The sequence below is a fragment of the Massilia sp. X63 genome, assembly GCF_041023745.1.
GTDB lineage: Bacteria > Pseudomonadota > Gammaproteobacteria > Burkholderiales > Burkholderiaceae_D > Telluria.
This window is the reverse complement of sequence record NZ_JBFTEF010000007.1, coordinates 90,532-113,307: the sequence shown is the minus strand read 5'-3', so window position 1 is coordinate 113,307 and position 22,776 is coordinate 90,532. Positions and strand designations below refer to the sequence as shown.

The window sequence follows — 22,776 nt, the reverse complement described above, 5'->3', positions numbered from 1 at the left end:
ACAACCATGCGAAAACAATCCATCTTCCGCCTCCATGCGAGCGCGCTTGCCGTCAGCCTCCTGGCCGGTTGCGCCGTCGGTCCGACCTACCAGCGGCCCACCACGCCCGAGCCGCCGGCATTCAAGGAAGCGCAGGGCTGGGTGCCGGCCGCCCCCGCCGACGCGCTCGAACGCGGCCCCTGGTGGCGGCTGTTCGACGACCCGGTGCTGGACGCGCTGGCCGGCAGCATCGAGGTCTCGAACCAGAACGTGGCGCTGGCGGTGGCCAACTACGCGCAGGCGCGCGCGGCGGTGGCGCAGCAGCGCGCGGCGCTGTTCCCGAGCCTCAACCTGAACCTGAGCGGCGACCGCGCCGGGGTGCGCGGGCAGGGCGCCGACAACGCCTACCGCCTGAACCTGGGCGGCAGCTGGGAGCCGGACGTGTGGGGCCGGCTGCGCGCCGGCGTCGCCAGCGCCCGCGCCGGGGCCGAGGCAACGGCCGCCGACCTGGCCAGCGCGCGCCTGTCGGCCCAGGGCGAACTGGCCGCCAACTACTTCGCCGTGCGCGCCCTCGACGCCCAGCGCGCGCTGCTGGGCCGCACCATCGCCGGCTACGAGCGCGAGCTGCAGATCACCACCAACCGCTTCAACGTCGGCATCGTCGCGCGCACCGACGTGCTGCAGGCGCAGACCCAGCTGGCCAATGCCCGCAACGACGAACTGGCGCTCGGCCGCCAGCGCGCCCAGTTCGAGCATGCCATCGCGGTCCTGGTCGGCAAGGCGCCCAGCGAATTCACGCTCGCGCCCCTGGACGCGTGGCGCGTGACGGTGCCGGCGGTGCCGGTCGGCGTGCCGTCCACGCTCCTGCAGCGCCGTCCCGACATCGCCGCCGCCGAACGCGAGGTGGCGGCCGCCAACGCGGAGATCGGCATCGCGCGCTCGGCCTATTTCCCGAACATCGGCCTGTCGGCTTCGCTCGGCACGGGCGGCAGCCGGGTGCCGGACCTGTTCTCGGCCTCCGGCGCCGCCTGGTCCTTCGGCCTGTCGGCGGCGCAGGCGATCTTCAACGCCGGCGCCACCCGCGCCGGCGTGGCAGGTAGCGAGGCACGCCACCAGGCGGCCGTGGCGCGCTACCGCCAGACTGTCCTGAACGCCTTCGCCGACGTCGAGGACCAGCTGACGGCGGTGCGCGTGCTGGAACAGCAGCAAGCGTTGCGCCAGGTAGCGTCCGAGGCCGCCGACAAGGTCGAGCAGCAGATCCTGAACCGCTACCGCGCCGGCCAGGTGAGCTATTCCGAGGTGGTGCAGGCCCAGGCCACGGCCCTGAATGCGCGCCGCTCGCTGGTGCAGGTGCAGGCCGACCGCCAGGCGGCGGCGGTGGCGCTGATCCAGGCGCTGGGTGGCGGCTGGCACGCAGGGCAGGCAGCCGGTTGAAGGCCGGCTGGCAGCCTGTCAATACGCCAAAAAACGACCCCATGCATATATAAGAAAGCTATACTCCGGGCTGCTTTTTTATTCCACTGGGGTCCCACCTTGTTCAAATCGATCGTCCTGCCCGTTGCCCTGATGGGCGTCGCGAGTGTCGCGCTTGCCGACGAAGGCCAATGGCAGCCGCACCAGCTGCCGCAACTCAAATCCGAACTCAAGCGCATCGGCATCACCATGCCGGCCGAGAAACTGGCCGACCTGACCAAGCATCCGATGAGCGCCATCGTCTCGCTGGGCGGCTGCTCGGCCTCGTTCGTGTCGCCGGACGGCCTGATCGTCACCAACCACCATTGCGCCTACGGCGCCATCCAGCGCAACTCGACCCCGGAAAAGAACTACATCGTCAACGGCTTCCTGGCCAAGAGCCGCGCCGAGGAACTGCCGGGCGGCCCGAACACCCTGGTGTACGTCACCGAGAAGGTGGAAAACGTCACCGACCGCGTGCTCAAGGGCCTGAGCCCGACCATGTCTGGCCGCGAGCGCCACGAACTGGTCGAGTCGCGCGTCAAGGCCCTGGTGGCCGAATGCGAAACCGACAAGTCGGTGCGCTGCTCGGTGCCGGCCTTCCACCGCGGGCTCGAGTACTACCGCATCAGGCAGCTGATGATCCGCGACGTGCGCCTGGTGCACGCGCCGTCCGACCGCATCGGCAACTTCGGCGGCGACATCGACAACTACGAGTGGCCGCGCCAGACCGGCGACTACTCCTTCCTGCGCGCCTATGTCGGCCCGGACGGCCGTCCGGCCGACCCGTCGCCGAACAACGTGCCGTATAAATCGAAGGACTTCCTGGTGGTCTCCGCCGAAGGCCTGAAGAACGGCGATCCGATCCTGCTGGCCGGCTACCCGGGCCGCACCAGCCGCTACAAGCTGCCTGCGGAAATCCGCTTCGCGCGCGACGTCGACTTCCCCGGCAAGGTCGCCAGCATCACCGCCGACCTGTCGGTGATCTCGGCCGCCACCATGGGCAATCCGGCCTGGGACGTGCGCTACGCCAGCGTGGCCAAGAGCCTGAACAACGTATTGAAGAAGACCCAGGGCCTGCTGGACGGCTTCGCGCGCAAGGACATTGCCGCGATCAAGGACGTGCAGGACGCCGAGTTCCGCGCCTGGCACAAGGCGAACGGCAGCGGCGCGTCCAAGAACCTGCTGGGTGAGCTGGACAGCGTGATCGCCCAGGACATGGCGGCCTCGCGCCAGGAAGGCGCCTGGGCTGAAGCCACCCACAGCGACCTGCTCAAGAGTGCGCGCACTCTGTACCGCCTGGCGCTGGAGCGCCAGAAGCCGGACGCCCAGCGCGAAGCCGGCTACCAGGAGCGCGACCTGTCCTTCATCAAGGCGCGCCTGACCCGCCTGGAGCAGTCCTTCGTGCCGCAGGTGGATGAAGCCCGCTGGGGCGCCGCGCTGGCCCGCTATGCCCGCATCGACGCCAAGCTGCGCCCGCAGGGCCTGGACGCGCTGCTGCCGGCGCCGAACGCGTTGAACGCGATGTACAAGTCGACCGAGCTGGCCGACACCGCCAGGCGCCTGGCCTGGATCGGCAAGGATGCCGATGCCTTCCGCAAGTCGAACGACCCGTTCATCGCGCTGGCGGTGCGCCTGCACGATACCGGCATGGGCCTGGAGAACCGCCGCAACGAGATCGACGGCAACCTGGAGCGCGTGATCCCGCAGTACATGGCGGCTGTCATCGCCTGGAAGAAGTCGCAAGGCAAGCCGGTCTACCCGGACGCCAATTCGACCCTGCGCGTGACCTACGGCACCGTGGCGCCGTACGCGCCGCGCGACGGCCTGGTGAAGGGCCCGTTCACGACGGTGGAAGGCATCGTCGAGAAGGCCACCAGCAAGGATCCGTTCATCGCGCCGAACGCGCTGCTCGATGCAATCAAGGCCAAGCGCTACGGCGTGTTCAAGGATCCGGTACTGGGTACCGTGCCGGTGAACTTCCTGTCCAGCGCCGACACCACCGGCGGCAACTCGGGTTCGGCGGTGATGAACAAGCGCGGCGAGCTGGTGGGCCTGAACTTCGACTCGACCTATGAATCGATCACCAAGGACTGGTACTTCGACAGCGCCATCACGCGCGCGATCCACGTCGACATCCGCTACATGCTGTGGGTGATGAAGGAAGTCGACGGGGCCGACAACCTGCTGAAGGAAATGACGATCAAGTATCCGAAGAAGTAAGCTTCCGAAGCAGCGCGAGTGACTGGAACAGGCCGTAGCGGCGAGCAAGCGCTACGGCCTGTTTGCTGTTACCATCCGGCGTCTTTCCATTTCATTGCATGAACGATACTCTCATCCTTGCCGGTGTGGCGACCACGCCGCTGGAACTCATCTCCTTCCTGCTGGCGGTGACCACCGTGCTGCTGAACATCCGCCAGAAGCACTGGGCCTGGCTGTTCTCGATCGCCTCCTCGGCGACTTATGCAGCCGTGTTCTTCGAGGCCAAGCTGTACGGCGACATGGGCCTGCAGTTCGTGTTCATCGCCGCCTCGGTGTGGGGCTGGTACCAGTGGCTGCACGGCGCCGGCGCGCAACCGCTGGTGGTCACCCGACTGCAGCGCCAGGGCTGGTGGTGGGCGATCGCCGCATGGGCGCTCGGCTTCGTGCTGCTCTCGTCCTTCCTCGACCATCTCACCGACACCGACGTGCCGCATGCGGACGGCTTCCTGACCGCGGGCAGCCTGGTGGGCCAGCTCCTGCTGGGCCGCAAGAAGGTCGAGAACTGGCTGGTCTGGATCGTGGTCGACGTGCTGTACGTCGGCCTGTACGTGTACAAGGGCTTGATGCTGACCGCAGTGCTGTACGCGATCTTCGTGGCGCTGGCCTGGACCGGCTGGCGTGCCTGGTCGAACATCGCGCGGAGGGATGCATGACGGCGCACACCGACGCCGGCGTCCGCCGGATCGCCGTGCTGGGCGCCGAATCGTCCGGCAAGTCGACCCTGTGCGAAGCGCTGGCGCGGCACTACGGCGCCGTGTGGGTGCCGGAATACCTGCGCGAATTCGTCGACACCCACGCCCGCGTGCCCTTCGAAAGCGACCAGTACCCGATCGCCCGTACCCAGCGTGCGCGCGAGGACCAGGCAGCCGAGGTGGCGGCAAGCCGGGTCCACCGCTTGCTGTTCTGCGACACCACGCCGCTGATGACGGCGCTGTACAGCCGCCAGTACTGGGGCCGTGTCGATCCGCAGCTGGCGCGCCTGGACAGCCGTCACGACTACGCCTGGACCCTGGTGACGGCGCCCGACAGCCCCTGGGAGCCGGATGGCCTGCAGCGCGAATCGGAAGCGGTGCGCCAGAACGTGCACCGGATGCTGCTCGAGACCCTGCAGGCGCGCGCGATTCCCTACGTCCTGCTCGAGGGTAGCCTGGCGCAGCGGATCGGCGCGGTGGAGGCGCTGCTGGGGCGGGCCAGCTGATGGGCCGATCGGCCCGTGCTATTGATGCAGGTCTAAGAGAAAGCGATTTCGAATTAGCATTTGTTGCTTTATGGCATTAAAATAGATTTCTCTGTTTATATCAAAGACGGCGGTGCGCTGTGAAAAAATGGATAGGCCGCCTGCTGGGCGGTACGGAGAAGGAAACCGCTAACGCGGCGAGCGCAGGCTTGGCTGCGGCAGCGGATGAGCAAGACATGGCGGCGGAAGTCGATGCCGCGTTCTACCGCTGGCTGGTAGCATCCAGCGGCACCACCGCCAGTCCGGAGCTGGAGCAACAGGTCCTCGACCGGGTGCGCGGCCTGGCGGACGATCCCGAGAACGCGTCCGGCCTGGTGCCGCGCGTGCCGGAACTGGTGTCGCAGCTGCTCGGCGCCTTGTCGGACGAGAACATCTCCACCGCCGCGCTGTCGGCCGAGGTGGGGCGCGACCTGGTGCTGGTGGCCGAGGTGATCCGCGAGGCCAACAGCGCCTACTATCGCCCGGCCAAGCCGATCGAGACGCTCGAGGGCGCGGTCACGATGCTGGGCCTGAACGGCCTGCGCATGCTGCTGGCGCGGATTGCGATCCGGCCGCTGGTCCGGGTGAAGGTGCAGGGCGTGGCGCGCCAGGTGGCCCCGAACGTCTGGCGCCACTCCGAGCGCTGTGCCTTTGCCGCCAGCGTGATGGCGCCGGGCTTGTCGGCGGGCGTGTTCGAATCCTACCTGGCCGGCCTGATGCAGAACGTCGGGCTGCAGGTGGCGTTCCAGGTGGCCGACCGCATCTGCGAAGGCAAGGTGCCGAGGGCGGGCAGCTTCGGGCTGGAACTGTTCGCCGCCAGCCGCCGGCTGTCGTCGGTGATCGCGCAGCACTGGGACTTTCCGCCGGAGGTGGTCGAGGCGATCGCATGCGTGGGCGAGGCCGACGCGCCGCACCTGGCGCAGGCCCTGGCCCAGGGCGACCGCATCGCCAAGCTGCGCCTGCTGCTCGACGCGGGCGTGATCGAGCCGGAGGACAGCTTCGTCAGTGCGGGCCTGAATGGCTTCCAGCGGCGCTGCCTGGGCAAGCTGGCGGAACTGGCCGACTGAGGAATCCCATATCGGAGGGTGGCCGGCTGCGCCGGCCACCCTACAGGACCACCTAGAAGTCGAACTGCGCCGACACCCGGAAGGTGCGCGGCGCGCCCGGCAGCAGGTAGCCGCCCAGCGACTGCGTCACGTCGCGCCAGTAGAACTTGTCGAACACATTGTCCACGCGGGCGCGCAGGACGGTCGCGACGCCGCCCACGCGCAGCGCGTACGAGGCGCCCAGCGCGGCCACGTGGTAGCCCGGCACGATCGCGCGGTTGGCCGGATCGAAGGCCTTGCTGCCGGCGTACTGCCAGGTGGCGTCGACCTTCAGGCCGGCGACCGCCGGCACCGCGTATTCCAGCCAGGCGGTCGAACGGAATTCCGGCACGTTGGTCACGCGCTTGCCTTCCACGCTGGCGTCGCCGGTGCCGCTCTGCTCGGCGTCGAGCGCCATCAGCGACAGGCTGTAGTTCAGGTCGGGATTCAGCTTGCCCTGGGCCGCCAGTTCGAGGCCGCGGTGGCGCTGCTCGCCGGCGCGCACGAAGTCATTGGCGGCGTCGACGTACTCCAGGCCCTGCTTGACGTCGAAGAGTGCGGCCGACAGCATCATCGCGTTGTTGACCACACCCTTGACGCCGACCTCGACCTGCTTCGAGCGGCCCGGCGGCAGCACGCTGCCTTCGTTGGCGGTGCCCATCTCGGCGATGCCGCCATGCTGCAGGCCGTGGCTCAGCGAGCCGTAGACGCGCCAGTCGCGCGCCGGCGCGTAGACCAGCGCCACGCTCGGCAGCACGAAGCTGTCTTTCGCATGCACCCAGCCTTGCTCGATCTCGGCCAGCTCGTCGCGCTTGAGCTTTACCCAGCGCAGGCCGGCGTGCAGCGTCAGCTTGTCGGACAGGGTGGCCACATCCTGCGCGAACAGCGCCGTCTCGCGGTCGCTGCGGCGTTCCATCACCGGGCCGGTGCGCGGGTTGCCCGGAGCCGGGTCGACGGCCCGGTTGTGCCAGATGTTGCTGTAGCCGGCGTAGTCGTAGACGTATTCGCCGTAGCTGTCGTGACGTTCCGACAGCGCGGCGCCGACCGTCAGCTGGTGGCGCACCGCGCCGGTATCCAGGCGGCCCTGCAGCATCGCCTGGACGCCCCACGGGGACTTGCGCTCACCCACGCTCTGGTAGTCGTAGACGTCGTAGTCGCCGTTCGCGCAGTAGCCCGGATAGTAGCCGTCGCCCTCGTTGCTGCAGCCGTAGGGGAAGGCGGTATAGTCGTCGCGCTTGAACCAGTGCTTGTTGGCCTTGACCGTCGCGGTCCAGCCGGGATTCAGACGGTATTCGAAGCGCAGGCCCAGGTTACTGCTGTCGGTTGCCACCGGCTTGGTCCAGGGCTGGTCGTTCAGCAGGGTCTTGGCCGATACGCCGGTCGGCAGGACTTCGTTGCGCAGCAGCTGGTAGCCGGGCGCCGTGATCTGCGCCTTGTGCTGGTGGTCGAGGTCGAGCTGAAGCAGGGCGCTCGGCGTGATCTGCCAGTCGAAGGCGCCGGACACGAACTGGCGCTCGCCATCGGCGCCGCGCACATAGGACTTGATGTCCTCGGCGGCCGCGTTGAGCCGATAGCCGAAGCGGCGGTCCTCGCTGCGGCCGCCCAGGTCGATCGCGCCGTGCACGGTGCCGCGCTCGCTCACTTCCAGCAGGGCCGAGCGCAGCGGCGCATCGGTCGGGCGCTTGGTGACGAAGTTGACCATGCCGCCGGGCGCCGCGACCCCGGCTTGCAGGCCGGCCAGGCCGCGCAGCACTTCGATGCGTTCCTTGTTTTCCAGCGGGATCTGGGCGTCGGCGGGAATCGCGATGCCGTCCTTGCGGTAGCTGCTGGCGTTGTCGAGAGCGAAGCCGCGGATCGAGAACTGCTCGGCGTAGCCGACCGCGTTGTAGGCGTCGCCGATCGAGGCGTCGTAGCGCGCCGCGTCGGTCACGTTGCGGATCGACAGGTCCAGCATCCGGGTGCGTTCGATGGCGGTGATCGAGGCCGGGGTGTCGAGCAGCGGCGTGTCGTTGAAGCCGCCGATGCCGGCGCGGTCGCTGGCGACCCAGCGGCTGCCGGTGACGACGACCGAGGGCACGGCCTCGGTCTGTTGTGCGGATGCAGTAGTGGAGAAAGCCTGCAGGATGGCGCAGGCAAGAACGGACTGTTTCAGCTTGGAAGTCATGGTTTGCTCGTTATCGCGCGCCACGTCGAGCATGGCGCGCTGCTTTTAATAAAAAAGCCGGAGCCAACGTGGGGGAAGGGCAAACAAGAATGGGAACTGCGTTGCGCTTTCCTTCGCTGGCATTATCCAGATCAGGTACGAAGGGTATCTCTCACCCGGCAGCGCGCTGTGTGCGCGCGCCAGGACCCCTAGCGAGGCGGCAGTGTACCACGGACCCGGACGGGTGTGGTGGGAATGGCAATGGCGGGCTTGCCCGGCGTCAGTCGCGCCTCCGCGCCGGCGGCCGCGCCAGGGCGTGGCGCCGGGTCAGGCCTCGGCGGTGGCCGGCGCGGTCGCCGCGTGGGTCTGCTTGCTGGCGGCCGGCGCCATGTGGCGCAGCAGGATGCTGCGGGTGGAGTCGCCGATGGCGCGCCAGAATTCGCGGCGCTGGGCGGCGCGCTTGCGGTGCTTGGACGGCATCTCGGACAGCGGCTTGAGGTAGAAGGGCAGGCGGATCAGGTAGCTGCGGCCCGGCATCTCGATGCCGCCGAGGATCTTCCAGAAGCCGTCGTAGGCGTTCTCGAAGTGCTTCACGTCGAGCGGATTGTAGGCGATGTGCGAGGTGCACTTGATGGCCACCACCTGGTCGATGCCCAGCGCCTGCGCCACGCCCTGCATCGCGGCGAAGCAGAAAAAGCTCGGCGAGTTGTTGGGGAAGGCGGCTTCGAAGGCGTCGAAGGCGGCGCCGGAGTCGGTCCAGCGTCCCTGGTTGCGCGTGACGAAGGGCACGGTGGGCAGGTCGACGCCGGCCAGCTGGCCGTCGACCCAGGTATAGGACAGGCGGTGCAGGTAATTGCCGTCGGCGACCAGCGAGATGGTGAGGTCGCCCTCGGCGTCGTGGCGCGGCGCCATCTCGAGGCGCAGAAGGAAACTGTGCTCGCCCTTGTCGTCCTGCGACAGGTGCTGCCAGAGCGTGAGCCCGCCGCCGCCGTAGACCGCCTGGTGGTAGGCATTCCCGAAGGCGGCGTCCTCGAAGCGGTAGTGCGACAGCACGCACTGCACGCGCTGGCGGGCGCTCAGGTCGCTGGACAGGTAGTTGCGGTGGCTCAGGTGGTGGAACAGGTCGTCGTTGGGCGCGGCCGCGACGAAGCGGCGCACCAGGTCGAGGCGGCACAGGGCCTGGTGCTCGCGCCAGTAGCGCAGCACGCGCAGGCTGCGCACGATGCTGAGGATCCAGGACGCGGGGGTGTACTGGCTGCGGCGCGCAATCCAGTGCTTGGTCAGGTGAGCGAAGATCATGGGAGCGCTCCAGTCGGCATAGGTCGGCGTAAAGTTGCTGGCGCCGGGATGGCGCCATCGTCTTTATCTTCGATGCCCGCCGGGATGACGGGCTTGCACGTCAGAAATCACATTCTGCCATGCAATAGCCGGGATTGCTAACTGGAACCGGGACGTGTCAGGGTCAGGTGAAGGAAACCGGGAAAGGTTGCGTTCATGGTGTCTCTCTCGTAGATGACTTTGTGTCGTTTGCGACTTTTTGTTTTCGCCTGACGGGCAAACAAGATTACCATGTTTGTGCGGCGACACGCTTCCGATTCATCATCGATAATTGCGCCAGACCGAACCAGACCGGAGGTGCAAGATGGCGTATGAACTTTTTTACTGGCCGGGTATCCAGGGACGCGGCGAGTTCGTTCGCCTTGCCCTGGAGGAAGCCGGGGCCGAGTACGTGGACGTGTCGCGCCGCGAGGGCGGCATGGACCTGCTGCTGTCGGCGCTCGAGACCGAAGCCCATCCCTCGTTCGCCCCGCCGTTCCTGCGCGCGGGCGAACTGACCATCGGCCAGGTCGCCAACATCCTGCTGTACCTCGGCGAGCAGCACGGCCTGGCGCCGCGCACCGATCCCGGCCGTCTCTGGACCCACCAGCTGCAACTGACCATCGCCGACCTGGTCACCGAGATCCACGACACCCACCATCCGATCGCCACCTCGCTCTACTACGAAGACCAGAAGCCGGAAGCGCAGCGGCGCGCCGCCGACTTCATCGAGACCCGCCTGCCGAAGTTCTTCGGCTATTTTTCTCGCCTGCTCAGCAATCCGGAGCCGCGCGACTGGCTGGTGGGCGACAAGCCGACCTATGCCGACCTGTCGCTGTTCCAGGTAATCGACGGCTTGCGCCATGCCTTCCCGAACGCGATGAAGCGGCTCGAAGGCGAGTACCCGGCCTTGGCCGCGCTGCGCGACCGCGTCGCGGCGCGTCCCAACATCGCGGCCTATCTGGCCTCGGCGCGCCGCATTCCGTTCAACCAGAACGGGATCTTCCGCCACTATCCCGAGCTGGACGAGTAGCCCTTCCCCTGCACCTCAATGGCTGGCCAGGACGCGGCCGGCCCTGGCCTTGGCCGGCACGCCGTCGCGGCGGTCCAGCCGGCGCGCCAGCGTGGTGAGTCCGAACGCGCCGGCGACGATCAGGGCACCGATCGGCGGCGTGGCCATCAGGCCCAGCCTGGCGACGATCAGGCCGCCGCCCCAGGCGCCCAGGGCGATACCGACATTGAAGGCGGCGATGTTCAGGCCGGAGGCCACGTCCACGGCCTGCGGCGCGTCGCGTTCGGCGCGCTGCACCACGTAGACCTGCAGGCCCGGCACGTTGCCGAAGGCGACCGCGCCCCAGGCCAGCACGGTGGCCAGCACCAGCCACTTGTGCGGCGCCGTGAAGGTCAGTACGAGCAGCACCACGGCCAGCAGCGCGAACACGATCTGCAGCGCCGCCAGCGGACCCTTGCGGTCGGCCAGCCGGCCGCCCCAGATGTTCCCGGCCGCGACCGAGACGCCGTACACCAGCATCACCAGGCTCACGCTGGCGGCGGCGAAGCCCGAGACCTCCTGCAGTATCGGCGCCAGGTAAGTGAAGGCGACGAAGGAGCCGCCGTAGCCGAGCGTGGTCATGGCATACACCAGCAGCAGGCGCGGCTTCTTCAGCACCGCGAGCTGGGCCGGCAGGCTCGCCGGCGTGCTGCCGGCAATGTTCGACGGCACCAGGATCCAGCTGCCGATCATGGCCGCCACGCCCAGCAGCGACACCGCCAGGAACGTGGCCTGCCAGCCGAAGTGCTGGCCGATGAAGGTCCCGAGCGGCACGCCGGTGACCAGGGCGACGGTCAGGCCGGTGAACATCAGCGCGATCGCGCTGGCGGCTCTTTCCTTTGGCACCAGGCTGGTGGCGATGGTCGAACCGATCGAGAAGAAGACGCCGTGCGCGAGGCCGGTGAGCACGCGTGCGGCCATCAGGGCGCCAAAGCCGGGCGCCATCCAGGCCACCAGGTTCCCGACGGTGAACAGCAGCATCAGGCCGAGCAGCAGCTGCTTGCGCGGCACGCGGCCTGTGAGTGCGGTGAGCACCGGGGCGCCGACGGCAACGCCGAGCGCATACAGGCTGACCAGCAGGCCGGCCGAGGGCACGGACACGCCGAGGCTGGCGGCGATGGTGGGAATCAGGCCGACGATCACGAACTCGGTCGTGCCGATGGCGAAGGCGCTCAGCGTGAGCGCCCAGAGGGCGAGTGGCATGGTGTTCTCCTTGTGCCGGGTTGATCCAGGCCACGCAGTGTGCCCGGCCGCCGCACAGAGAAAAATGCCTTGGCGTACAATTTACTTTTGATCTGGAGTCACGAATGATCGATATAGATGCGCTCATTGCCTTCGTCGCCGTCATAGATACCGGCTCGTTCTCGAAGGCGGCCGCGCGCCTCGGGCAGACCCCCTCGGGCGTCTCGCGCACGATCTCGCGCCTGGAAGCGCAGCTGGGCATGACGCTGATGCAGCGCACGACGCGGCGCCTGCAGCTGACGGAAGAGGGGAGCTGGCTGCTGGGGCGTGCGCGCGGCCTGCTGGCCGACCTGGCGAATACCGAGCTCGAAGCCGCTGCGCGGCGTTCGCAGCCATCCGGCCTGGTGCGCGTCAACGCAGCCACGCCGGCGCTCGATCACCTGCTGGCGCCGCTGGTGCCGGACTTCCTGGACGCCTACCCGCTGGTGCAGCTGGAACTGGTCAGCGGCGAGACCTACGTCGACCTGATCGAAGAGCGGGCCGACCTGGCGATCCGGATCGGCGCGCTGCCCGATTCGACGCTGAACGCGCGCCGCCTCGGCGCGACCCGCCTGCGCGTGCTGGCCGCGCCCGGGTATATCGACCGGCACGGCGCGCCCGCGACGGTCGAGGCGCTGGAGCACCACCGGACGCTGGGCTTCACGGCGCCGGCCACGCTCAACACCTGGCCCTTGCGGCACGCGGGCGGGGAGGGCTGGACGGTGCATCCGGGCGTGACGGCGTCGAGCGGCGAAACCGTGCGCCACCTGGCGCTGGCCGGCGCCGGCGTGGCCTCGCTCTCGGACTTCCTGACGCGCGCCGACGTGGCGGCCGGACGGCTGTTGCCGGTGCTCGAGGAGGCGACCCTGCCGTGGACGCAGCCGGTGTGGGCGGTCTTCTATAAACAGGGATCGCTGGCGCCGCGGGTGGCGGCGCTGGTGGAGTTCCTGGCGCGGCGGCTGCAGCAGGTGCTGGATCGCCGAGGCTAGGCCTCCAGCGTGCCCGCCCGCTCCAGGCGCTTGTAGTACACCAGCGAGAACACCGCCGGCACCAGCGCGGCGCCGGCCAGCGCCGCCACCGCAACCGTCCCCGGCAACCCGCCCAGCGCCGCGGCCAGCGCCAGCAGCCCGCCGAGCACCATGGTCTTGGCCGCCAGCCGGTGCGTCGCATACCACACGCGCTCGTTCGCCAGCGTCCACGGGGTGCGCACCCCGAGCCAGAAATTGCGGCGCACCTTGCCCATCACGTTGCCGACCAGGACGAAGAACAGGCCGATCCCGCCCACCAGCGCGCGGTCCATCGGGAAGCCGGGCCGCCACGCGGCCAGCAGGTGGATGCACTGCAGGTAGGCGAACAGGCCGGCCAGCGCCATGCCGCTGAACCACCAGGTGGCCTCGAAGCTGTCGACCGCGAAGCGCTGCGGCGACAGCGTCGGCAGCGCCAGCCACAGCACCGGCACGCCGAGCAGGAAGGCGGAGTGCATCAACAGCATGTGGCGCTCGCCCCAGCCGTCGACCGCGCCGGCGGCGTTCCAGTGCATCGGCACGCGCGCCGGCAGTTCCGGATAGATCCAGGCCAGCATGCCCAGGCTGAACAGCAGCGCCGCCGCGCACACCCAGATAAAACGTTTCTTCATCGCTTGTCTCCCTTGGCGCTGCGCGCCATGTCCATCGACCAGGCCAGCACGTCCTCGAGCACGGTGGTGTCGAGCGCGTACCAGATGGTCTGTCCCTCGCGCCGGCTGGTGATCAGGCCGGCCGCCTTGAGCACTGCAAAATGATGCGACATGGTCGGCTTGGTCATGTCGAACCGCGCCGCCACCTCGCCCGCGCTCATCTCTTCGTGACGCAGCAGGCGCAGGATCTCGCGCCGCGTCGGGTCGGCGATCGCCTTGAACACGTCGTTCAGCGGTACAGCCATGTTTGATCGCTTTCTAATTAGATGAACGTCTAAATACTAGCCCGGGCGGCTTGCCGGGTCAAGCTTGATGGGGATTGTGCGAACCATCATCCGGCGCTAATGTCTTTACGCTTGTCCAAAAACCGAGGAGTCTCCCATGAATGCAAGCAGCAGCCCCGTGACACCCGTCGAAGACGGCATGCACACCATCACGCCCCACCTGGTCTGCGCCGGCGCGGCGGACGCCATCGCCTTCTACGTGCGTGCCTTCGGCGCCGTCGAAGTCATGCGCCTGCCGGGCCCAAGCGGCAAGCTGGCCCACGCCGCATAGCGCATCGGCGACTCGATGCTCATGCTGATGGACGAATTCCCCGACTGGGACGCCAGCGGTCCCGCCGGCGGATAATGATGGCGTTTGCTCAAGCACAAGAAAGGACCCACCATGCTCCGCTCCGCCCATCCGGCCGCCACCGATCCGGCTGCGATCGACCCTGCCGACATCCTGCGCATTGCCGCATTTTCCGACGGCGACAGCGGCGGCAACCCTGCCGGCGTCTGGATCGGCGATGCCTTGCCGCCCGCCGCGCAGATGCAGGCGCTGGCGCACGCCATCGGCTTTTCCGAAACCGCGTTCGCCGCACCGCAGGACACTGCCGCGGGCGGCGGCAAGGCCTGGCGCGTGCGTTATTTCTCGCCCGAGTCCGAAGTGCCGTTCTGCGGCCACGCCACCATCGCGCTGGGCGCCGCGCTGGCGCGCCGCTTCGGCGACGGCCGCTACGACCTGGCGCTGAACGCGGCCGCGATCTCGGTCGAGGGCAGGGTGGAGGGCGCACGGGTGGCGGCCAGCCTGCAGTCGCCGCCGACCCGCAGCGGCCCGGCCCCGGGCGCGCTGGTGGAGGCCGCGCTGGCGCTGTTCGGCTATACCCGCGCCGATCTCGACGAGCGCATCCCGCCGGCGCTGGCCCATGGCGGCGCCGATCACCTGGTGCTGGCCCTGAACAGCCGCGCCGCGCTGGCGCGCATGGCCTACGAACTGGACGCCGGGCGCCGCCTGATGAACGCACATGGCCTGGTCACGGTCGTGCTGGCGTGGGCGGAAACCCCGCAACGCTTCCACACGCGTAACCCGTTCGCTTCCGGCGGCGTGCTCGAGGACCCGGCCACCGGCGCCGGCACCGCGGCGCTGGCGGGCTATTTGCGCGACCTCGGCTGGCCGCACGGCGGCCATATCGACGTGGTGCAGGGCGAGGACATGGGCATGCGTTCGCGCCTGGGCGCGGACATCCCGCCCGAGCCGGGCGCATCCATCCGCGTTAGCGGCAGCGCGCGCACGATGTCGACAACTTAAATATTGAACAACGAAGTCACTTCACTCCTGCATGACCGCTTTGTGACACCGCATCGGGAAATTGTAAACACAATGTTAAGTACGACCGTGTTTTCATGTAGGATGAATATTACAAATTTGTCGGAATATTCCTAATATTTTGTAGGACAAATAGAGGGTAAAAAGTACTTCAACTCAGCAATTAGAAAATTGCTAAGGGGATTGATAATTTGAATCAAGCAAACTTTGTTTCACAAATTCAATCCAGGAGTTTTCCTCATGTCGCTGTTCGACCCAGTCGTTTCCAATTCCGTCGGTACGTCGGCACGTGCCACTCGCGAAGCACGTGCGGCCGGACACGCCACCGAGCGCCTGCCCTTCACCGTTCGCCGGGTAGAGACCGAGGCCGACCTGCTGAAAGCCGTCAGGATCCGCCACGCCGCCTATGCCCGCCACGTGCCCGAGTTCGCACGTTCGCTGGCGCAGCCGGAAGCGGCCGACTACGAAGACGACACCATCGTGCTGCTGGCCGAGTCCAAGCTGGACGGCTCGCCGCTCGGCAGCACGCGTATCCGCACCAACCTGTACCGTCCGCTCGGCGTCGAGGAGTCGATCGAGCTGCCCGCTTGGCTGCAAGGCCGCCGCCTGGTCGAAGCAACCCGTCTTGGCATCGACGAGGGCCGCGTCGGCCGCATGGTCAAGGTGGCGCTGATCAAGGCCTGCTTCATGTACTGCGAAGACAATGCCATCGATTACTCGGTCGCCACCGGCCGGCCGCCGGTCGACCGCCAGTACGAACAGATGCTGTTCGCCGACGTGTTCCCGGAGCAGGGCCTGGTGCCGCTGCGCCACGTCGGCAATATCCCGCACCGCGTGATGGCCTTCGAGATCGCCAGCTTCGAACAGCGCTACCGCGACGCGCGCCATCCGCTGTTCAATTTCTTCTTCAACACGCACCATCCGGACATCGATGTCGGCCCGTCCCGTCCACCCTTGCTGGCCAAGCCGACCCATGCGGCACGCATGACGGACTTAACGTTGCAGCGACGAGAATTCGCCGCCGCCTGAGCACATATTGCATGACGGCATTACTCTAAAGCTGTATCCTTGCGCTTTGACGCTATCGCCGGGTCCGGTGGTAATATTCGTTCGCAGTGATCCAGCCTATGCCAACACCAACACCCCCACGTCGTTTATCGCTCCCAGGTGCCGCGCACGCGGCCGTGGAGCGGGTGTTGAAGTTTTTTTCCTACTACCTGATTCCGTTCGGAATCGGCCTGGTTTCCCTGATTGCGCTGGTGTTCTGGCACGACCAGTACCGCACCACCGGCGACGTGCCGCTGTCGATGTACGTCGCGGACCAGCAGGAGGCTGCGCTGAGCCCCGCCGCAGCCCTGGCGCGGGCACGTGCCTCGAGCCTGGTCAGCGGCCACGACACCCATCTGTCCGAGGCGCCGGTCTGGTTCCTGTTCGAACCGATGCCGCGCGCCGGCAGCCAGGTAGTCGAATTTCCCTCGCGCCATGCGCTCGATGTCGCCTGCTGGGACGCCGCCAGCCTGGCGCCGCTGGGCGCCGCCACCCGCGGCGCCGGCACCGGCGTCGTTGAAGCCTCGAAGGCCGGCTTCGCCCTGACCCTGGCGCCGCTGCCGCCCGAACTGCTGTGCCGCGCGCGCTTTGCCGGCCCGGCCCGCCTGTCGGTGCTGCAATGGCCGGCCGACCAGTACGCGCTATCGGTCGAGCAGTACCACCGCAAGTCGGGCCTGCTCGACGGCGGCATGGTGGTGCTGGCCCTGTTCATCCTGATTACCGCCGTGATCAACCGCCAGCCGCTGTATGTGCTGTTCGCCGGCTGGCTGGTGCTGAACCTGCGCGTGGCCGCGCTGTCGGCCGGCTGGGACATCCAGTGGCTGGGCCAGACCATTCCGTCCGACTGGCTGCTGCGCAGCCGTTCGGTCTCGATCACCCTGTACGGCATCGCGACGCTGACCCTGTACCAGGCGCTGTTGAAGGAAAACATCGCCGCGCTGCGCTACGTGCTGCCGTTCCGCATCATGCAGTGGCTGTGCCTGCCGATGCTGGCCGCCGCCATCCTCCTGCCTTACGGCATGTATCTGCCGCTGCTGTGGGGCATCACCGTATGCTGCTTCTCGGTCATGACGGTGGGCCTGTTCAAGATCATCGCGGAGTCGCGCAACCGGGTCGCCTCCTGGTTCGCGGCCTCGTTCGCGGTCAGCTTCCTGGCCACCATCGCCGAAGTCGCCTCGGCCGCGCTCGGCATGCGCGAACTGCTGGGCATCATCAACAGCGTCACCGCCGCGCTGGCCTCGAGCCTGCTGGCCGCGCTGGCCGTGGCCGAGCAGATGCGGGTCGAGACCGAACAGCGCGAAGCCGCCCAGCAGGAGCTGGAACACGCCTACCAGGCCATGCCGGTCGGCCTGTTCACGCTCGACATGTATGGCCACTTCCTGAGCGTCAACCCGGCCCTGCAGAAGATGCTGGGCATCGTCAGCTTCGTGCCGGGCCGCACCGCCTGGCGCCAGTTCTTCGCCGAAAGCACCTGGACCGAACTGCACGAGCAGGTGCACGCCAAGGCCGAGGCCGAGATGGAGCTGACCAGCCGCGACGGCAGCCAGCGCTTCCTGGTCAGCGCCACGCTGGCGCGCTCGCGCATCGAAGGCGTGCTGCAGGACACCACCGAGAAGCACAAGGCCACCGAGCAGCTGCAGTTCATGGCCAACAACGATCCGCTGACCAAGGTCTTCAACCGGCGCGGCATCGAACGCGAGTTCGCACTGGCCGCCAACGGCCTGGCCGCAGGCAAGCCGATGGCCCTGGCCTACGTCGACCTCGACCGCTTCAAGCTGATCAACGACCTGTTCGGCCATGCAGCCGGCGACGAGGTGCTCAAGCAGGTGTGCGAGCGCATGGCCACCATGCTGGCCGGCGGCCAGCAGATCGGCCGCGTGGGCGGCGACGAATTCGTGATCCTGATGCCGGAGACGGCGATCCCGCTGGCCTCGATCATCTGCCGCGGCGTCGTCGACCGCCTCGGCAACACGCCCTACCGGGTGGGCGACAAGGCCTTCCACGTGCGCGGTTCGGTCGGCTTGATCGAGGTAGCGCCGGGCATCGCCATGAAAGATGCGGTCTCGACCGCCGACCGCGCCTGCCGCGAAGCCAAGACCGGCGCCGGCGACGGCCTGGTGGTGTACGAGCGCGGCGCCGAAGCCTTCCGCCAGCGCGAGGCCGAGCTGGACATGGTGGCGCGCCTGTCCGGACCGCAGGCCACCGAGAACCTGCTGCTGGAAATGCAGCCGATCATGTCGCTGTGCAACCCGCGTGAATCGCTGAATTTCGAAGTCCTGCTGCGCATGCGCGAGGCGGACGGCCGCGTGGTGCCGGCCGGGGCGGTGATCTCCGCGGCCGAGAAGAGCGGCCGCGCCAGCATGATCGACCGCTGGGTGCTGAACACCACGCTGGGCTGGATCGCCGAGCACGCCGACCAGCTGGGCAATACCCGCTTCGTCTGCATGAACCTGTCGGGCGCTTCGCTCAACGACGAGCGCTTCGTGCAGGACACCTTCGACATCCTGGGCCGCTACGTGCACGTCGCCAGCCGCCTGTGCCTCGAGATCACCGAAAGTGTCGCGCTGCACGACCTCGACAATACCCGCCGCTTCATCGATCAGGTGCGCAGCTTCGGCGTGAAGGTGGCGCTGGACGATTTCGGCGCCGGCTATACCTCGTTCTCCTACCTGAAGGAACTGCCGGCCGACGTGCTGAAGATCGACGGCAACTTCATCGTCAACATCAACGCCCACCCGGCCAACGTGGCGATCGTCGAAGCGATCGTCAGCCTGGCCGGCAACCTGGGCATGAAGACGATCGCGGAGTGGGCCGAAGATGCCGCCACCGTGCAGACGCTGGCGGAGATCGGGGTGGACTATGTGCAGGGTTGGGCAGTGGCGCGTTCGCAGCCGCCGGAACGTCTGCTGCAGGCACGCTCGGCAGCGGATTTCATCACCAATCCCGAGGTGCTGGAGGTACTGCGCGAGCTGGAGTCGCCATCGCCGATGCACCTGGCGAGCGTGACCCGCCTGCACGACCTGCATTGAGCCGGCCGGGCGGCCGGGTCGTCAATCAAGCGTCGCCAGGGTCTGTTTCGCCGCCGCCGTATCCATGAGCAGGAACTGCGCGCGCGCCGCCTTCAGGGTGACGACGTCGCGCATCATCGGCTTGGCTTTCACGCGCGGGACGTTGTGGCGGCGCTGCACGGGCGGCGGCGGCAGGGCGCCATGCTCGACGGCGAGCGGATGCGGCTCGGCACGGCTGAAGCCTTCGTCAGCCGGGGTATTTGCCAGGCGCACCATGGTGGTGCCGCTCTCGCAGGGCTGGTCGGTCAGGGTGACGCGGCCGGCGCTGTCCACGCACTTCACGATGTCCGCGCCGGCGACGGCCAGTGGGGCGGCGGGTACGGCCAGGGCCGCGACAAGGATGCTGAGGCAGAGATGACGCTTCATGGTCGGCTCCTTTACTAGGAGCCTTCATTGTCAGTGTCAAACTTACAATGCTCTGTTCGCTGCTTCACGTGTGCGCGGGCTGCGCACGAGAATCTCTCAGCCGTATCGGCGGTCCGGCCGTTCCGCCACCAGTTGTACTTCCACCAGGAAACCGTAATGCAGGGCCGGCACCGGCACCACGGCGCGCGCCGGGCGGTGCTCGCCGAACACGCCGGCGTAGGCGGTGTTGAACCCGGGCCAATGCTCGACCCCCGCCAGGTAGGCCGTGCATTGCACCACGTCATTCATCCCGCAGCCGGCCGCATGCAGGATCTTCTCGCACTGCGCGAACACCGAGGCGCACTGGGCGTCGAAGGAGAGGTCGGCCAGGTCGCGCGCCGGCAGCACGCCCGACACGAACACCAGGCCGCCGCGCGTGACCACGGCCTGCGAATAATGCCCGGCGGGCGCGGGCAGCTCGGGCGACTGGATGAATTCCATCGGGGAATCTTTCAGGCGTCCAGCGTCTGCATCAGCTCGGCAAAGCGCGCGAGGTCGACGTTGCCGCCGCTGATCAGGATGCCGACGCGCTTGCCCCTGACGTCGACCACGCCGTGCAGCGCCGCGGCCGCCGCCAGACAGCCGGTCGGCTCGACGATCATCTTCATGCGTTCGGCAAAGAAGGCCATGGTCTGCACCAGCTGGGCGTCGGTCACGGTGACGATGTCGTCCACGCTACGGCGGATCACCTCGAAATTGTGCTCGCCGATGTGGGTCACCATGGCGCCGTCGGCGATGGTCCGGGGCACCGCGATGTGCACGATCTCGCCCTTGCGCAGCGACTGCTGGCCGTCATTGCCCGCCTCCGGCTCGACCCCGATCACCTTGCAATACGGCGACAGCGCGCGCGCCGCCAGGGCGCAGCCGGCCAGCAGGCCGCCGCCGCCCAGGCACACCAGCAGGATGTCGAGCTCGCCGACTTCCTCGAACAGTTCCTTGGCCGCCGTGCCCTGGCCGGCGATCACGTCCGGGTGGTCGTAGGGCGGAATCAGGGTCATGCCGCGCTCTTCCGACAGGCGGCGGCCGATCTCCTCGCGGTTTTCGAGATAGCGGTCGTAGGTGATCACTTCGCCGCCGTATTCCCTGGTGGCCTTGACCTTCAGCGCCGGCGCGTCCTGCGGCATGATGATGGTCGACTTGATGCCGGCCAGCCGCGCCGACAGGGCGATCGCCTGCGCGTGGTTACCCGACGAGTAGGTCAGCACACCGGCGGCGCGCTGGGCATCGTCGAATTTCGCGATCGCGTTGTAGGCGCCGCGGAACTTGAACGCGCCCATGCGCTGGTAGTTCTCGCACTTGAAGAACAGCGTGCCGCCGGACAGTGTATTGGCCGTGGTCGAGGTCAGCACCGGCGTGCGATGCGCGGCCCCAAGCAGGCGCTCGGCGGCCAGTTCGACGTCACGGTAGGAGAGGGCGGAGGTTGCGGTCATGGCGGGCTCGCGAAGGTCGAAAGGCGACAGTATAACGAAGCCGCCGTCGCAAGCCAGCCGATGCCGGCATGCCCGCCCCGGCATGCGGGTCGCGAGCCGGCACAAGCACCGGCACGGATTCGCTTGACCTTTTGTGCATCTTGTTCTTTAATTTCTGTAATAACAGAAATAAAGGAAAATCATGAAGCTGAGCCCGACCGAACAGAAGTTCGTCCTGCACTGGGGCGAGATGGGCACCCGCTGGGGCGTCAACCGCACAGTGGCGCAGATCCATGCGCTGCTCTACCTCAGCGGACGGCCACTGGCCGCCGACGACATCGTCGAGGCGCTCGGGGTGGCGCGTTCCAACGTCAGCAACAGCCTGAAGGAGCTGCAGAACTGGAAGCTGGTGCGGGTCAGCCATGTACTGGGCGACCGGCGCGACCATTTCCAGGCCCTGCAGGACGTGTGGGAGATCTTCCGGCTCATCCTGGAGGAGCGCAAGCGGCGCGAGATCGACCCGACCCTGACCGTGCTGCGCGAATGCGCGATCGACGGTGCGGAAGACCAGGACCTCGACGCGGCCACGCTGGCGCGCATGCAGACCGTGCTCGACTTCCTCGAGATGCTCAGCACCAGCTTCCAGGACTTCCAGCACCTGCCGCCACCCACCCTGCAGCGCATGCTCAGGATGGGCGGCCAGGTGGCGCGCTTCCTCCCCGCCGGCAAGGAGAAACCATGAATACCGCAACCAACGCTGCTCCCCACGGAGAACGCCTGTCCGGCCTGGGCGACGTGCTGGCCGCCATGCGGCGCACCCGGATCGCACCCGACGACGGCAGCGCGCCGCAACTGGCCTTCGACACCCAGCCGCGCACGGTCCTGGTCACCGGCGCCACCGGCTTCATCGGCCAGCACCTGGTGCGCGCCCTGCTGCGCGACGGCCATACGGTGATCGCCCTGAGCCGCCAGCCCGAGGCGGCGGCGCGCCTGTTCGAGGACAGGGTGCGCTGCGTCGCCGCGCCGGATGCGCTGGGACCGGATTGCCGGGTGGACGTGGTCGTCAACCTGGCCGGCGCCCGCATCCTCGGCCCGCGCTGGACCGAGGCGCGCAAGGCGGCCCTGCGCCGCAGCCGCGTCGGATTGACGCGCCGGCTGGTCGCCTGGATCGCGCAGGCGCGCCACAAACCCTTCCTGCTGCTGAACGCTTCCGCGATCGGCTACTACGGCATCCAGAAGATCGGCGACGACGCGGTGCTGGACGAAGCCGCGCCGCCGCAAGCGATGTTCATGTCGGACCTGTGCCGCGAATGGGAAGAAGCGGCGGGCGAGGCCGCGCAGCATGGCGTGCGGGTCGAGTGCATGCGCTTCGGCCTGGTGCTCGGCGCCGGCGGCGCGCTGCCCGCGATGCTGCTGCCGATCCTGCTGGGCGCGGGCGGCAGGCTGGGGAGCGGACGCCAGTGGCTGTCCTGGATCCACGTGGACGACCTGGTGCGCGGCATGGCGCACCGCTGGCGCCATGCGCTGGACGCCGCTGCCGGGCCGGGCATCGGGGTGAGCAATTTCACCGCACCCGAATCGGTCACCCAGGCGGCGTTCAGCAGGACGGCCGCGCGCATCTGGCGCCGCCCCGCCTTCGTGCCGACGCCGGGCTGGCCGATGCGGCTGGCGCTGGGCGAGCAGGCCGACCTGCTGCTGGAAGGCCAGCGCGTGGCGCCGCGCCGCCTGGAGCGGGAGGGCTTCGTGTTCCGCTATCCGGGCATTGCCGAGGCACTGGCGAGCCTGAAACAGGGGTGAAAGGAGGCGGCCGCACGGCCGCCGTCCATGCCGCTTGCATGGCATTTTCACCCCACCGC

20 protein-coding genes, 1 pseudogene and 1 riboswitch are annotated in these 22,776 nt (G+C 68.0%); of the genes and pseudogenes, 13 read left to right on the top strand and 8 right to left on the bottom strand.

All coding sequences use genetic code 11. The features are described from left to right. Positions 1-6: 6 nt before the first annotated feature. The 5 genes from AB3347_RS15465 to AB3347_RS15445 all read left to right on the top strand — a co-directional run bounded on the left by AB3347_RS15465 (position 7) and on the right by AB3347_RS15445 (position 5,976). A complete protein-coding gene (locus AB3347_RS15465) occupies positions 7-1,413 on the top strand; it encodes an efflux transporter outer membrane subunit (RefSeq protein ID WP_369092692.1) in 1,407 nt (468 codons plus the stop codon). A gap of 99 nt (positions 1,414-1,512) precedes the next feature. Beyond that, a complete protein-coding gene (locus AB3347_RS15460; RefSeq protein WP_369092691.1) occupies positions 1,513-3,654 on the top strand; it encodes a S46 family peptidase in 2,142 nt (713 codons plus the stop codon). 98 nt (positions 3,655-3,752) lie between these two features. Further along, complete coding sequence (pnuC, locus tag AB3347_RS15455; RefSeq protein ID WP_369092690.1) at positions 3,753-4,346, top strand: nicotinamide riboside transporter PnuC; 594 nt, start codon at positions 3,753-3,755, stop codon at positions 4,344-4,346. Continuing rightward, entirely contained in the window at positions 4,343-4,891 is a 549-nt protein-coding gene (locus AB3347_RS15450; protein WP_369092689.1) for an AAA family ATPase, read from the top strand. Before pnuC ends, AB3347_RS15450 begins: the two co-directional genes overlap by 4 nt. A 215-nt stretch (positions 4,892-5,106) precedes the next feature. After that, on the top strand, positions 5,107-5,976 hold the full coding sequence (locus AB3347_RS15445) for an HDOD domain-containing protein (protein WP_369092688.1): 870 nt from the start codon (positions 5,107-5,109) through the stop codon (positions 5,974-5,976). Between the two features lie 52 nt (positions 5,977-6,028). Here the strand turns inward: AB3347_RS15445 and AB3347_RS15440 are convergent, their stop codons facing one another. Both AB3347_RS15440 and AB3347_RS15435 read right to left on the bottom strand, forming a co-directional pair. Then, positions 6,029-8,158, bottom strand: a complete 2,130-nt coding sequence (locus AB3347_RS15440; protein WP_369092687.1) for a TonB-dependent siderophore receptor — start codon at positions 8,156-8,158, stop codon at positions 6,029-6,031. A gap of 91 nt (positions 8,159-8,249) precedes the next feature. Next, positions 8,250-8,358, bottom strand: a riboswitch (TPP riboswitch). A 106-nt stretch (positions 8,359-8,464) separates the two neighbouring features. After that, a complete protein-coding gene (locus tag AB3347_RS15435; RefSeq protein WP_369092686.1) occupies positions 8,465-9,436 on the bottom strand; it encodes a DUF535 family protein in 972 nt (323 codons plus the stop codon). Positions 9,437-9,779: 343 nt separating this feature from the next. On the opposite strand from AB3347_RS15435, the gene AB3347_RS15430 reads away from it, so the two are divergent. Further along, the gene (locus AB3347_RS15430) at positions 9,780-10,487 is read left to right on the top strand and encodes a glutathione S-transferase (protein ID WP_369092685.1); all 708 of its coding nucleotides are present in this window, start codon (positions 9,780-9,782) and stop codon (positions 10,485-10,487) included. Between the two features lie 15 nt (positions 10,488-10,502). Here AB3347_RS15430 and AB3347_RS15425 read toward each other — a convergent pair whose 3' ends face one another. Next, positions 10,503-11,708: an MFS transporter gene (locus tag AB3347_RS15425; RefSeq protein ID WP_369092684.1), complete on the bottom strand. Its 1,206-nt coding sequence runs from the start codon at positions 11,706-11,708 to the stop codon at positions 10,503-10,505. Between the two features lie 104 nt (positions 11,709-11,812). Between AB3347_RS15425 and AB3347_RS15420 the strand changes: the two genes are divergently transcribed. Next, positions 11,813-12,715 (top strand): LysR substrate-binding domain-containing protein, encoded by a 903-nt coding sequence (locus tag AB3347_RS15420; RefSeq protein ID WP_369092683.1) that lies wholly within the window; start codon positions 11,813-11,815, stop codon positions 12,713-12,715. Here AB3347_RS15420 and AB3347_RS15415 read toward each other — a convergent pair. Together AB3347_RS15415 and AB3347_RS15410 are read right to left on the bottom strand one after the other, a co-directional pair. Then, positions 12,712-13,362: an SdpI family protein gene (locus AB3347_RS15415; protein ID WP_369092682.1), complete on the bottom strand. Its 651-nt coding sequence runs from the start codon at positions 13,360-13,362 to the stop codon at positions 12,712-12,714. The genes AB3347_RS15420 and AB3347_RS15415 overlap by 4 nt on opposite strands. Beyond that, positions 13,359-13,646 carry an autorepressor SdpR family transcription factor gene (locus AB3347_RS15410; protein WP_369092681.1) on the bottom strand — a complete coding sequence of 96 codons (288 nt, stop codon included), beginning with the start codon at positions 13,644-13,646 and terminating at the stop codon, positions 13,359-13,361. The genes AB3347_RS15415 and AB3347_RS15410 overlap by 4 nt, the downstream gene beginning before the upstream one ends. Before the next feature lie 136 nt (positions 13,647-13,782). Here AB3347_RS15410 and AB3347_RS15405 point away from each other — a divergent pair. The 4 genes and pseudogenes from AB3347_RS15405 to AB3347_RS15390 all read left to right on the top strand — a co-directional run. Continuing rightward, positions 13,783-14,019: pseudogene (locus AB3347_RS15405) on the top strand (VOC family protein); the annotation flags it as partial. Positions 14,020-14,067: 48 nt separating this feature from the next. Next, entirely contained in the window at positions 14,068-14,973 is a 906-nt protein-coding gene (locus AB3347_RS15400; RefSeq protein WP_369092680.1) for a PhzF family phenazine biosynthesis protein, read from the top strand. Between the two features lie 258 nt (positions 14,974-15,231). Next, positions 15,232-16,020, top strand: a complete 789-nt coding sequence (locus AB3347_RS15395) for a hypothetical protein (protein WP_369092679.1) — start codon at positions 15,232-15,234, stop codon at positions 16,018-16,020. Positions 16,021-16,184: 164 nt separating this feature from the next. After that, entirely contained in the window at positions 16,185-19,067 is a 2,883-nt protein-coding gene (locus AB3347_RS15390; RefSeq protein ID WP_369092678.1) for an EAL domain-containing protein, read from the top strand. A gap of 21 nt (positions 19,068-19,088) precedes the next feature. On the opposite strand, the gene AB3347_RS15385 is transcribed toward AB3347_RS15390, so the two are convergent. The 3 genes from AB3347_RS15385 to AB3347_RS15375 form a co-directional block, all read right to left on the bottom strand. Further along, on the bottom strand, positions 19,089-19,472 hold the full coding sequence (locus AB3347_RS15385) for a DUF4124 domain-containing protein (protein WP_369092677.1): 384 nt from the start codon (positions 19,470-19,472) through the stop codon (positions 19,089-19,091). Positions 19,473-19,568: 96 nt separating this feature from the next. Continuing rightward, positions 19,569-19,952 carry a RidA family protein gene (locus AB3347_RS15380; protein WP_369092676.1) on the bottom strand — a complete coding sequence of 128 codons (384 nt, stop codon included), beginning with the start codon at positions 19,950-19,952 and terminating at the stop codon, positions 19,569-19,571. An 11-nt stretch (positions 19,953-19,963) separates the two neighbouring features. After that, positions 19,964-20,941, bottom strand: a complete 978-nt coding sequence (locus AB3347_RS15375) for a threo-3-hydroxy-L-aspartate ammonia-lyase (RefSeq protein WP_369092675.1) — start codon at positions 20,939-20,941, stop codon at positions 19,964-19,966. A 181-nt stretch (positions 20,942-21,122) separates the two neighbouring features. Here AB3347_RS15375 and AB3347_RS15370 point away from each other — a divergent pair, with 181 nt between their 5' ends. Continuing rightward, positions 21,123-21,662: a GbsR/MarR family transcriptional regulator gene (locus tag AB3347_RS15370; RefSeq protein WP_369092674.1), complete on the top strand. Its 540-nt coding sequence runs from the start codon at positions 21,123-21,125 to the stop codon at positions 21,660-21,662. Beyond that, a complete protein-coding gene (locus AB3347_RS15365; protein WP_369092673.1) occupies positions 21,659-22,717 on the top strand; it encodes a TIGR01777 family oxidoreductase in 1,059 nt (352 codons plus the stop codon). Before AB3347_RS15370 ends, AB3347_RS15365 begins: the two co-directional genes overlap by 4 nt. Positions 22,718-22,776: the final 59 nt, after the last annotated feature.